Source organism: Rhizobium sp. P38BS-XIX, from assembly GCF_012641435.1.
Classification (GTDB): Bacteria; Pseudomonadota; Alphaproteobacteria; order Rhizobiales; family Rhizobiaceae; genus Rhizobium.
On the sequence record NZ_JABAIJ010000003.1, the window covers coordinates 469,510 to 482,201 of the forward strand.

9 protein-coding genes are annotated in these 12,692 nt (G+C 56.7%); 5 read left to right on the forward strand and 4 right to left on the reverse strand.

The genetic code is table 11. The features are described from left to right. Positions 1 to 30: 30 nt before the first annotated feature. Positions 31 to 1,233, reverse strand: coding sequence for a capsule biosynthesis protein (locus HGP17_RS14210; RefSeq protein WP_168809943.1), 1,203 nt, complete (start codon positions 1,231 to 1,233; stop codon positions 31 to 33). A 151-nt stretch (positions 1,234 to 1,384) separates the two neighbouring features. Between HGP17_RS14210 and HGP17_RS14215 the strand changes: the two genes are divergently transcribed. Beyond that, complete coding sequence (locus HGP17_RS14215) at positions 1,385 to 2,194, forward strand: ABC transporter permease (protein WP_348648934.1); 810 nt, start codon at positions 1,385 to 1,387, stop codon at positions 2,192 to 2,194. Positions 2,195 to 2,548: 354 nt separating this feature from the next. On the opposite strand, the gene HGP17_RS14220 is transcribed toward HGP17_RS14215, so the two are convergent. The 3 genes from HGP17_RS14220 to HGP17_RS14230 all read right to left on the reverse strand — a co-directional run bounded on the left by HGP17_RS14220 (position 2,549) and on the right by HGP17_RS14230 (position 6,997). After that, positions 2,549 to 3,601, reverse strand: a complete 1,053-nt coding sequence (locus tag HGP17_RS14220) for an FkbM family methyltransferase (protein WP_168809945.1) — start codon at positions 3,599 to 3,601, stop codon at positions 2,549 to 2,551. Positions 3,602 to 3,689: 88 nt separating this feature from the next. Next, on the reverse strand, positions 3,690 to 5,054 hold the full coding sequence (locus HGP17_RS14225) for a glycosyltransferase family 1 protein (RefSeq protein ID WP_168809947.1): 1,365 nt from the start codon (positions 5,052 to 5,054) through the stop codon (positions 3,690 to 3,692). Continuing rightward, entirely contained in the window at positions 5,051 to 6,997 is a 1,947-nt protein-coding gene (locus tag HGP17_RS14230; protein ID WP_246704084.1) for a capsular polysaccharide biosynthesis protein, read from the reverse strand. Before HGP17_RS14230 ends, HGP17_RS14225 begins: the two co-directional genes overlap by 4 nt. Before the next feature lie 813 nt (positions 6,998 to 7,810). Between HGP17_RS14230 and HGP17_RS14235 the strand changes: the two genes are divergently transcribed. The 4 genes from HGP17_RS14235 to HGP17_RS14250 all read left to right on the forward strand — a co-directional run bounded on the left by HGP17_RS14235 (position 7,811) and on the right by HGP17_RS14250 (position 12,643). Next, positions 7,811 to 9,016, forward strand: coding sequence for a capsule biosynthesis protein (locus HGP17_RS14235; protein ID WP_168809952.1), 1,206 nt, complete (start codon positions 7,811 to 7,813; stop codon positions 9,014 to 9,016). Beyond that, on the forward strand, positions 9,013 to 9,747 hold the full coding sequence (locus HGP17_RS14240) for an ATP-binding cassette domain-containing protein (protein ID WP_205925963.1): 735 nt from the start codon (positions 9,013 to 9,015) through the stop codon (positions 9,745 to 9,747). The genes HGP17_RS14235 and HGP17_RS14240 overlap by 4 nt, the downstream gene beginning before the upstream one ends. Positions 9,748 to 10,483: 736 nt before the next feature. Beyond that, positions 10,484 to 11,413, forward strand: a complete 930-nt coding sequence (locus HGP17_RS14245; protein ID WP_348648935.1) for a helix-turn-helix domain-containing protein — start codon at positions 10,484 to 10,486, stop codon at positions 11,411 to 11,413. A gap of 57 nt (positions 11,414 to 11,470) precedes the next feature. After that, positions 11,471 to 12,643: a polysaccharide biosynthesis/export family protein gene (locus tag HGP17_RS14250; RefSeq protein WP_168809955.1), complete on the forward strand. Its 1,173-nt coding sequence runs from the start codon at positions 11,471 to 11,473 to the stop codon at positions 12,641 to 12,643. Positions 12,644 to 12,692 lie beyond the last annotated feature (49 nt).

Sequence of the window (12,692 nt, forward strand, 5' to 3'; positions counted from 1 at the left end):
GGCGCGAGAGCATCGCTCTCGCTTGCCTTATCAGCTTTCGTGATCCCTGATGGCCGTGATCATGAGCCAGCCAAGCAGGTATGCTAGGCTCAAGGACAGAAAAACGATCAGAATATTCTTGGATGCGTAAGGCATCTCCGCTTCATCAGGCAGCGGCGGCGGCACCAGTACTTCGAGATAAAGCTGCTGACGGCGAGCGTCCGCCCTTGCTGCTTCCAGCGCATCGAGCGCCGACACCAGCGCCTTGTTGGAAAACTCCCGCATCAGGACAAGGCTTTCATAGTCGGCAATTCGCGGCGCGACGGAATTATCGCTCCCCACCATCTTGCCGCGCTCACTTTCGATCTGTTGCTCCAGTGCTGCGATCTGGCTCGTCAGAAACGGGATGGAGCTGCTGTCAGGTGCCGTCTTGCGTGTTTCTGCGAGACGCGCCCGCGTGGTCGCGAGTTCGGCACTGAGATTGGTGATCAGCTCGACCATCGACATCGAGCTTGCATTGGGGTCGATCATCAACTCCTTGTTTCGGAAGTTTGTAATACTCTTTTGTGCGTCGATAACGCGTTGTTGCGCCTGTTGGACTTCATTGTCGGCAAAACGCACCGCGTCATTGCGCGCGCGGTCGTTCAGTCGATCTAAAAGGTTGCCGCTGAGCGTCAGCAGCGTGGCGTTCATGTCGGCCGCGTCCTTTGCGTGGAACGCAGTCGTGCGCAGCACGGTGATGCCGGTGGTGTCGTTGTGGATGACAGAGACCCGATCCGAATAATATTTATAGAGCTCTTCCTCGCTGTTGCTTTCCCAAAGGCGAGGAAAACGAGTGAGCCAGTCCGCTTGCGGGCTGCCGAAGATCGCGCGGACGGGAAGCTGGCCTTGAAGTTCCTTCAGTGCCTGACGCGAGCGGATATATTCCTGCACCGAGAAAGTGTCGTCTTGTGAACGCGTGATACCGCTGTTTTGCAACAGCGACCCAAAGACGTTCGAGGACGGAGGCGCCGCCATGCGGACAACGAAGGAAGCTTCGGAGACGTAGATCGGCGCAGCAACGAACGCATAATAGGCACCGACCGCCAAAGTAGGTGCGATAACCGTCAGCACATAAACCAGATGACGACGGGAGCGCTTCCGGCGCTTCTTGACGGGCACTGCAAAAGAGCGCGCAATCGTTGTGCGTGACGCTTCTCGGTTTGGCTTTGAGTCCAACTCCTTGTCTTTGGTCTCGGAGTTTATGAGAGCCATGCCTTCACCTTTCCTATTGATTGGCTGCGACTGCGTGCCGGCGCTGCGGTAATTGTCCGAAGCTGACGCAATGAAGATTGAGCGAGTGATCTTCGCCGGTATCGTTGGGCCGTGGTTCGAATAGGACCGAATACCTAAAAGGAGCTGTCGCGTGGATCATATCTCCAACAACACTCGTACCGGCTCGCGCTTCATCGAAGGGCTGAAAATCCAGGGGCGAGTTCTGGGCGCCTTGATCATGCGTGAAATGCTGATGCGCTATGGCCGTGAAAACATAGGGTTTCTTTGGGTCGCGCTGGAACCGATGATTCTGACGAGCGGCGTGATGTTGATGTGGAGCCTGATGCGCCACGAAGCCCATGGATTGGCGGTCGTCGCCTTCGTTCTCAGCGGCTATATGCCATTGACCCTCTGGCGCCATGTAAGCGGCCACGCCGTCACCTGCCTGCGTCAAAACCTGCCGCTGATGTATCATCGACAGATTCGCCTGGCCGATGCTTTGATTGCGCGGGCACTTCTGGAAATTGCGGGTACGACGGCTGCCCTCATCATCGTCTATACGATTTCGCGATTGGCCGGCATCGTACCGCCCTATCAGGATCTCGGCCTGCTGCTTGCGGGCTGGCTGTTCATGGCCTGGTTCTCGTTCGCCGTCGGGTTGGTTTTTGCCGCAGGCGCCGAACGCTTCGAATTCGTGGAAAAATTCATTGCGCCATTCCAGTATCTGACGCTGCCGATCGGCGGCATGTTCTTCATGGTGGCATGGCTTCCGAGCGGACTGCAGAAGCTGGCCTTGTACGTTCCCACCGTTCATTGCTTCGAGATGTTTCGCGCGGGCGTTTTCGGCGAGTCTGTCGAGACATTCTTCGATATGGGCTACATCTTCAAATGGTGCCTGTTCACCACGGTCGTCGGGCTCATTCTGGTCAACTATGCCCGCAGCCATATAAAGTTCGAATAGACCGATAGCCGTCTCGCCGTTTGTGGTTTCGCCGGCAACGTCCGCGCGGCCATTACCGGCGGCCGACATATTCCATTTGCCCGGCTCAAAAGCTCCTGTCTTCGGAAGGCGATCTAGCGGACGCCGTTCCAACATAACCTGTGCCCTCCAATCGTGGACCTGGGCGGTCGCGCGGATGTGACGGCTCAGCATCACCGTGTTCAGCGGAAGCGCGTCCTTGGCAGACATCCCGATGGAGCCTGAGCCGTCATATGCCTTCGTATTCATGTCATCGACCCGTTGTCCGCTACGGCCTCGTTCGGTTACCGGGCATCCCGGTTCCTTTGTCGAGGCCGCGCTCGTCAATGATCGCGGTTAAACCGCGATCTCCTTCAAGCGCTCCGCGCTCGTTTTCGGTGTCACCAGGTTTAGGCCAAGCCGCTGGAGGCGGTCGTTCACCTGCTCTATGCGGCTCTCGTGAACGGCTAATATGTTGGCAACCGCACCATACGGAAAGGTCTGATCGAGCTCTTCCGGCGTGGCAATCCGGGCCAATTGCTCATGCTCGCTGACCCATATCTGGTAGCCGAGATTGGTGAATTGACGATAAATTCCGCCCGGCGATTCCCTCGAGAGGAACGCGAGCATATCGCGGTTGATTTCCATAAGGATTGTCGGCTTGTGCGCAGTGAGAGTCTGCTCCGCGCCCTTCAGGAAAAGCCCTTCCGCCCCTTCGATATCAACCTTGATGACGTCAGGCCGCAAACTGCCGATGGCATGATCAAGCGTATCGACCTTTGTCATCCTGCCGACTTTGGTTTCTGCTGCATTCACGACGAGGCGTGTGGCGCCGGCATTGACCGTGTCCTCGGCGTCGTTGAGGTGCATCTGGCCGGGTTCATCCGCCAATGCCAGCTGCAGGACGGTGACACGATCTTCGAAGCCGTTTTCCATGATGGACCGGTTGAAGAGATTCCAGAGTTTCGGCAGCGGCTCGAATGCGAGCACATTTCCTCGGAATGAAGGATGTGCGGCAACGGAAAGCGAGTAGTATCCGACATTGCCGCCGACATCTATGAACTGCCCGTTATCGGGAAGGATTGCCTTCACGAGATCGATATCGAACCGCTCATATTCGCCGTTCATGATACCGAAAGACATATGATACTGACGAAGATCCAAATGCACTTTGAAGTTATTTTTCGTCTCATAAAGGACGAAAATGGATTTCGGAACGAAGTTGTCGAAAAGCAGCTCGCCATAACGGTGATGAAATTCCACGGAGCGCAGAAAGCGATGCCGATGTTCTTCAAGCGGTATATCCGTGAGCTTTAGCAGGTCTTGCGCGATGGCATCGCGCTCATCCGCATTGACCTGTCGACCGAGGATAAATTTGTAACAATTTTCGATATCGTAAAAGCTCGTCACTTCTCCAGCCCCTTTTTAACACTGAGACAAACCAGAATTCCGTTTTCTTGTTGCGTCTGCATTGCGGCGTTCACCGTCTCTCAAGTTGTCAGCGCAAGGCGGTGCTCGGCACCAAGCCGGATAGGCGTTGGCGCACACGCTGTGCTGCATAATGCCGTGCGGAAAAATCCGCTGCGATCAATGCCTCCAGATCGTCGAAATGGGCGTCCCATCCTGGCGCGGCATATTGTCCGAAGCGACGTTGCGGAGCGGCGGCGATCGCGTCGACCGCGGCGCGCCAGCTCATCCCGTCCAACGGGTCAAGGAAGACTGCGGCCTGACCGGCGGCGGCTTCGCGATGGGCTGTAATATTCGAGGCAACGACGGGAGTGCCGACGGCGATCGCCTCGGTAATCGGCATGCCGTAGCCTTCCGCAAAGGATGGTGACAGCAATGCGGCCGCGCCAGCCACCAGCCTTGCCAAAGCGGCATCCTCGAGGCCGGGAACTTCGATGACGAGCCCGGGAAGAGCCGGGCAACGCTCCAGCATCGCCAATATGTGGCTGTTTTCCCAACCTCTTTTGCCAACGATGACGAGCCGCGGCGCATTTGCGCCATCGCGTTCGGCCAGATATTGCCATAGGCGCAGAAGCAGCATGTGGTTCTTGCGAGGTTCGATCGTGCCGATTGCCACGAAGTAAGGTGTTTTCGGAGCGGCGATATCCTTCGATGGTTCAAGGAAGCATTGTTCGACACCTGGAGGCAGCACCGCAATGGAGGGCAATCTCTTGTTGTTCTCCTGCGCATAGGTCCGCATGGCGCGCGCCGTAACCTGCGAATTGCATAGAATGAGGCTTGCGTGTTTCAGCACGGTTTCCATTCTACGCCGGTGCCTTTCGGGCTCTTCCTGGCGTACGAATTCGGGATGGGACAATGGAATGAGATCGTGAACATAGAACACGCCGTTCCTGCCGGTCTCTCCAAGCCAAGAGTAAGCGGATGTTCTCTCCAGGCGGCTGTGAGAGACATGAATGAGAGACGCGTTGCTGGGCAGCAGCATTCCATTATTGAAATGACTGGTCACGACATGCGCCATCTTGCGCAGTCTTTGTGTGTATGTCGGGCTGCTTTTGGGAACCGAGCTTGGCTGCCATCTTATCTTGCCATCAACTGCAGCGAAAATGCGCTCGAGAAGCGCGGCTTGAGGCCCAGAGAGTTCGGTTGTTGCCCAACGGCCATTGAGCGTTGATACCAGTCGATCAGCCCGCTCACCCTCGACGGAAATCGCACCATGATGGCCGGTTTCGACAAACCACGGATATTGCGGCCAGGGTCGGTCGCGTTTTGCCAACACGATCTTACGGCGCTCGTTGAGCCAATGCGCATAATGCAGCTCGTAGCGATCAATTCCTGTTGGCGTCGGGGAATGAGCCCGCTCCATCAATCGCGAAATGTCCATCACGATGGGGTTCATCGGGCTTTTCTCGCTTCGAGCATGTGAATGATCCGCGCCAGCAAGCGGCGACGCGAGGGATTTGGCGCCGTGCCCAGCCGCGCATTGTAAAGCTCGGTGATCACGTCTTCTGGCGTGCAGGGGAGGTTGGCGATATTCGACCAGTATCTGGGATAGAGTATCAAGGTACCTGCGACGAGCGCATCCAGGGTGAGCATGCGCTTGCGCCGCAAAGTAACCACGCTATCGCGCGTAAGGCCCCAACCGGCGTAAAATGGCAGGCCATGGCACCAGACGGGCTTCTCCCGCAGGAGCGCCTCAAATCCGATCTGGGAGGTTGCGACGTGCACTTCGTCGACCGCAGCCAGAAGTTCATCCAGATTGACATTGCCGATGATGAGATCCGCATCCTCCGTCGCAGGAAGCGGCTTATCCGGATGGTGCGCATCGCCCTTGGCGAGAAGGTCGGGGTGCTGCTTGTAGACGATAAATCCGTTTGGCCTGATTCGCCGAACGGCTTTCAGCAACTCGACGTCCGAGCTATGCTTCGCCATGCCGAACCGCAGCGAGGCATCGTTGGGAACTTGCCCTGCCACCAGAATGATGGCGCGTCCGGCTGCCAGATTTCTATAATCGGGAGCGGGTTGCGGCGGCAGATTGTATTTTGTGATCTCCATCGAAACGACGGCCTGCCGCAGGCGCCGCGCCCGCTCCAGAAGGCTAGCATCGAAGTCCGTCTCGTTGAGAATTGTCTCAAGTTGGCTCGGGGCCGTGGCATTAAAATAGATGCCTTCGGAATCGAAGCAGAGCGACGATGGCGGGACGAGGGAGGTGCCGAGGCCGGCAGACCGAATGAAGCCATCCTCGACACGGATAACCTGTAATGTCCTGTCCTGCTTTCTAAGCAGACTTTCGTCCGGCGCTGCCGAATTACCCCATAGAACGATCGTATCCGCGTCCTCTATTTGCTCGACCGTCGGATTGGTCGCAAACCGCACCTCCGATCGCGGGCTGCTCAGATAGCGGCGCATCACGGAGCGCTTGTGAAGCGAGAAATTGACGCAGAGATAGCGGCCCGACAGTGACTGTTCGCGGTTACGCCATTCGACGAGACGCTCGATTGCTCGCTCCGCCGTAATCGGCTTGCGTGAGATGGGGTCTACGTAACGGGAATACTGAAGAAGAGCAGCGTCCGCAAACTCGTCGATTGTCACGCGTCGGCTGCGGCGAGCTCTTGCTGCGACCGCGATCGAACCTTCGGCTCGATCCTGTGTCAGCCCCCAGCCGGCATAGGCAGGCATGCCGAATGTCACCACGGGCATATTGCGCAGCAGCGCCTCCAGGCCGAGTTGACTGGACACCGTCCAAACCTCATCCACGACATCAAGCACGGACTGGGCGCAAACCGCATTGTCGAGGAATTGCGCTCGGCTGTCGTCGGCATGTGCGGTCAGGAAACCTCTCGCAGGACCGGCCACGACATCGGGATGGCCTTTGATGACGATGTCGGCGTTCTTCTCGGCTAGTGCAGCATTCCACATTCTCTCGAAGCTGGCCTCATCGGCGCCTGCACACACGACCGATCGATCGCCCACGACCTGATCCACGAGCAATATGCGCTTGTGACTGCTTCGGCGCAGCCGCACGGTGGTTTCGGGCAGGTAATTATATTTTGAAAGCCGCTCACTAACGATCCATTGCCGTAGATTTCGGGCGCGATCCTGATTGTCTTCACCAGATCCGTTCTGGAGCAGCGATTCAAGCCGGGATGGACCTTCAGCCGAAAAATGGATGCCGATGTCATCCGCAACGATCGAGACAGACGGCGCCGACGTGCCGCCGACGGACCGGAGAAAGCCGTCCGTAACCGTCCAGAATGGGAGCCGGTGCATGCGGGCATAAAGGCGGGCAAGGCGGGACAGAGGGCGATCGCCCCATCCGACCACGCCATCGGCCGTCCCCATCGTCAACTCTATCGGTCGCAGCGATGCTGAAATTGCCGGGCCTATGAGTGGGAAGCGCTGGCGTGTCGACAGAAAGGCAAGAAGGCTCGAATTTACCGGCGGCAACCACGAGGCGCGTGCACCCGGCTCTCCTTGCGAGGATCGCATGTCTTGGGGAAAGATTGTCGAATCCGAATACATATGTGCCCCCCGAACGCGTCCTCGTTACGAATGATCGTAGCAACGAAGGCGATGCATCTGCCGACGCGTCGCTTCGACTGGAAGAACGAGAGGAATCGCTTTCTTGGGGGCAGGAAAGAAGGCCGCAAACTGGGTCGAAAGGGCCTGAAAAACGGATTGGAGGAACTCTCGTGACAAGCGATAGCAGCAATTGGCCTGGACGGTCAGCGATATGGTCGTATCGCAGTCCTGCCTGGTGATCTTGCTATCAAGGCTAGAGGTGCCTCCAGATTTTCCCATTCCGAATTCCTTGAACCAGCAATGAGGGAGAAATGGCGAATTCAATGGCAGTTATCGCCGCCGCGATTTCCCGTCGCCATACGGATCACGTCGCTAAAGTATTAAATGCGACAGCGGTGCAATTATTCTGTAAGTGTTAGATTAAATTTTCTATGTCAGAGAATTATATTTGACAATAAAAGGATATTTGTAAATTCTCTATCAAAAATAAGCATTCCGCAATCGTTGTACGCATGCGTGAAACGGCGGTTTGGACTGTGTTGGGAACATGATTTTTTGTGATCTTCCCAACGTCTCGGAAAGACTGGAAATGGCGTTCGCTGTTCTCGGAAAGAAGAGGTTTATGGTTTTTGAATGAGCCGCATTGAGAACAACAGAGAGTTTGCTGATTTCGTCACGCTCGTGACGGCGAGAGCCCCGAGTGTCGTTATCGGCCGGCCGGTTTCCAGGCCTCGATCGATCGCACGCTGGCTGCGCTCGCAATTGCTGCTGATCCTGATGGTGATCATTCCCACCCTGCTCGGCGGCATTTACTACGGCTATGTCTGCAGCGATCAGTACATCTCCGAAACGCAATTCGTCGTGCGCAGCCCCAACAGAAATGCCGCCGGCCTGCTCAGTGGTTTCCTTCAAAGCACCGGCTTCGTTCGTGCTCAGGACGATAGCTATATCGTCACGGAATTCATCAAGTCGCGCGCAGCCGTGGACAAGCTCGTCGAGAACGACGATCTGAAAGCGATGCTTTCGCGCCCCGAGGCAGATTTCCTCAGCCGCTACCCGATGCCCTGGCGTGAAGCCAACAGCGAAGACATGTTCAAGCATTATCTTCGCATCATCGATGTTCATACCGATAGCGGCAGCGGTGTCACAACGCTTTCGGTTCGTGCTTTCCGACCGGAAGATTCCTATCGTCTCGCGCACGCACTCGTTCAGCACGCGGAGGAACTGATCAACCGCCTCAACGATCGTGCACGCCAGGATGCTATTCGCTACACGCAGGTCGAGGTGGCAGACAGTCAGGTCAGGCTGTCGAATATGCAGAAGACACTGACGGAGTTCCGCAATCGTGAGGCGCTTGTCGATCCGACAAAGCAATCATCGGCGGCGCTCGATATGATCGCCCGGCTTTCCGACAATCTCGTAGATGGCAAGGCGCGTCTTGCCGCGCTCGAGGAGCAGGCTCCCCAGAGCCCACAGGTCGAGGCCTTGCGGGCGCGGGTTACAGCCATGGAACGTCAGATCAGCGATGAGAGGGCACGCATTGTTGGCAATGATGGATCGATGGCCCCGCGCATTGCGCAATACGAGCAGCTTCTCCTCGAGCGCGAAATGGCTGCCAAAATGTTGACCTCGGCCACGGTCTCTCTCGAAAACGCAAAGATCGACGCGCAACGGCAGCAGCTGTATCTGGAGCGCATCGCTGATCCAAACCTTCCCGATCATGCGCTCTATCCGAAACGGATCATTTCGTTCCTCATGCTGGTCGCCATCTGCATTGCCTGCTTCTGGATTACGCGCTTCTTCATCAACCAGGTTTACGAGCACGCGGCGCATCAATGAGCGGTCTCCCTCCCAGCATCACGCAATATGTATCGCCGGAAACGCCGGCGCCGACACCTGTCGAGCCTTGGCAGGAGGATGGTATTGTCGGCGTGTTCGATCTCGTCAAAGAGTACGAGGTGAATGGCAAAATGCGTCGGGTGCTCGATGGAGTCTCCTTCAAGGTCGGTCGCGGTGAGAAGGTTGCCGTGCTCGGACATAACGGCGCCGGCAAATCGACGCTTGTCCGCATGATCGCCGGTATTGAAGAGCCAACGTCGGGCAGGGTCGTGCGCAATATGTCCATGTCATGGCCGATCGCATTGAGCGGCGGCTTTGGCGGCTCGATGACCGGCTATGACTGCATGCGGTTCCTCTCGCGAATCTACGACAAGCCATTTGCCGAGATCCTGCAACAGGTGGAGGATTTCAGCGAGCTTGGCAGATATCTGCGGATGCCGCTGAGGACGTATTCGTCGGGCATGCGCGCGCGACTCGCTTTTGGCATGTCGCTTGCCGTTGATTTCGACTGCTATCTGATCGACGAAGTGCTCGCAGTTGGGGATAAACGCTTCCAGGAGCGGTCGTTCCAGGAGCTTTTCGTCAAGCGCAAGGATCGCGCGATGATCATTGTGGGACACAATCTCAATATGATTGGCGACCTCTGCAAGACAGCATTGGTGCTGAAAAATGGCCGCGGTCGCGTGTTTGACGACATCGAAGCGGCGTTTAGAATCTACTCTACATTGTAATTTTGATATCAATCAACCAATGGCCGATCGAATCACTGTTGGCGCGATCCGTAACGCGCCTGGAACGCGCGGTATCGCGTGACAATTCTCGCTTCAGTGTCGGAATTCAACCAAGGTTTGAAGGCGGACCAACGGCTTCAACCCGGCAGTATCAGCCGATTCTATCGGGCGCAGTTTCTAAAATTGTGGAAAAGCCATCGTCGTTCAAAGTTATCTCCGCAGACGCGCGATGGCGCCCTGCCACGTCGTTGGTTGTTCGCCAACTCGGGTCTTAACTATCTTAGCGAGATAGTTACAATATCTAAATTAGTTCTATAGTATTCAACTATCGGAAGTATCTCTTCTTCGCATGACCTGAGATAGGCATGCATTTTGTCCGACATTGTCGTCATCGCGATTTCGCCTTCTGCGGGAGCCGGAGGCAATAAGATTCTGTATAACATCGTCACGATCTGTACTGCCCCGCTGAAAATTGATATGCTAATTTAATAATAGGTAATGTACATTAAGCTGAATGATTATACCCCATTAGGATGAACGAAGGGGCGATATCATGTCGTCATCCTAACGGACACGAAAAAATCTGACCTTGATAGAAATTCCTTATGAGGATTTTCTAATGTGCAACTTGAGATTTTGAGTAGGGTGGCGGATGGCGATGCTAGGAAGAGTTGTCGAACAGTGCGTGGGCACTTTCGAGGTATATTCTCGCGATGCAATAATTCGCAATCTTGACGTGCTTGAGCCCAATTGGAAATGGTCGGTTCCCTCAGAATCCAGTGGCGATTATTCGTTCAAATTCAGCAAGCAACCCCTCCAATCTGCATCCATCGTCAGCGCGGAACATTCTGGTGGTCTCGAAGCCGTAGCCAAGCATGATCTGCCGCGCGTCAGCATCGTGTTCGTGCTCGCTGGCGAGATCGAAGTCAGCCACAGACGCACGCAGAAAACACTGCGTATTCCCGCCAACAGCGTTGCCAGCATCACCGACCGCAGCGGCAAGCGGCTGGATATCAAGCCGCGCAGCTCCTGGCTGGTCTTTCAGATTCCCGAACCGGTGATCCGACAGCATTTCGAGGAGTTGACGGGCAAGCCGTACGTCCAGGAGTTCAGCCTTCTACCCGTCAGCTTCCGGCAAGGGGGTGCTCAAGGCCTCTACCAGACACTTCGACAGGCCGAAAAGGACCTGATGACCGCACGGCCTGCCGAACGGATGATGCTCGCAAAGGCCTACAGCGAACTCTTGCTGGTCAAATTGTTCGCGAAGCTGCCTCACAATCTGGCTGATGCCTTCAACCGGGGTGCCTTGGAAGATGCGCCGCGGCAGCTTTTGAGGGCCGAAGCGTTCATGCGGGACAATCTGCACAATTCGGTCATGCTGGAGGATCTTGCCAACGCAGCAAGCTGCAGCCCGAGAGCGCTGCAACGCATGTTCAAGACTTACCGCGGCGACACGCCGATGGGGATATTGTGCAATTATCGCCTTGCGGCCGCGCATGGCGCCATCAAGGGCGGTCAGGCCGAGAGCATAACCGACCTGGCGATGAGCCTTCAGTTTTCCAATCCCGGGCGTTTTTCGGTTCTTTACAAACACGCCTACGGTTTCAGTCCTTCATCCATCCTTCGTTTCACCCGGGAGCATGGCGACGATGCCGGAACGGCATAGCGCACTGGGCATGTCCACGCCCAGTCAAAACTCTCTCCATGCCTCTCAGGATCATCGATGCAATTGAAATTCGGATTATTGTGCGTTCTCGCCTGCGTTCTTACGGGCTGTGCGTTACCGGAGGCCGGACCCAAGGCCTCCCGTATTCTGGATGAAGCGGCGTCGCGGTCCGTGCCGCCATTTGCCCTGGTCGACGTGCGGTCGGCGGCGATGGCGAGGACCGCTGAGCGACCCGAAGCGAGCCTGGCTGCTTATTTCGGCGAAGGCAAAAGGGATCCCGGATTGAGGATCGCCGTGGGTGACGTGGTTTCCGTCAGCCTGTGGGAGGCGCCGCCCGGCAGCCTGTTCGGATCGGCGTCGGCTGCCTCCGGCCAGCAGCAGCCAACCGGTAGCTCGGTGAGCATTCCGCCGCAGACGGTCAACAGCGATAGAACCATCGGCATTCCCTATGTCGGCCGCATCACGGCTGCCGGCCAGACCCCGGCCGCAGTCGAGCGGGCCGTCATCACGGCTTTAACGGGCAAAGCGGTGCAACCGCAGGCGCTGGTGACCGTCCAGCAGAGTGCCGCAAACACCGTCACCGTTACCGGTGAAGTGGCTGGCGGTGCGCGTGTCGCACTTTCGCCCGCCGGTGATCGCGTTCTGGATGCGATTGCCGCGGCCGGTGGGTTGCGCGCCGGCGTCAATGACAGCGTGGTCTATCTGACCAGACGTGGCAGAACGATGCATCTGCCTTTCACGGCGATCGTTCAGAATCCGCGCGAAAATATCAGGTTGCGGCCTGAAGACGTCGTTACCGTGGTCCGCGAGCCGAATACGTATACGATCCTCGGCGCCTCGGGTCAGAATGGCGAAGTACCGTTCAATGTGCAGCATCTGACGATGGCGAATGCGGTTGCGCGTGCGGGTGGCTTGCAGGACAGCCGCGCCGATGTGTCCGGCGTCTTTCTCTTCCGCTACGAGCCGCTTGATGTTGCCCGACGCATAGTCGCACCGAATAATCCGCTCTTGCGGCGTGGCGGCCTGGTGCCGATCGTCTATCGCTTCGACATGAAGAGCGGGGCCACGCTGCTTGCCATGCAGACCTTCGAGGTTCAGCCTCGGGATATCATCTATATCTCCAATGCTTCTTCGATCGATATCCAGAAGTTCATGGGCCTCTTCCAGGGTCTGACCGGAACGGCGTTGTCCGCGGCCTCCGTCGGCATCGCGGCCTCCACGGCAAACTGACGATCATATCCGATGCCAGGCAACCGGTTGGCATCGGAAGCGGTAAAGC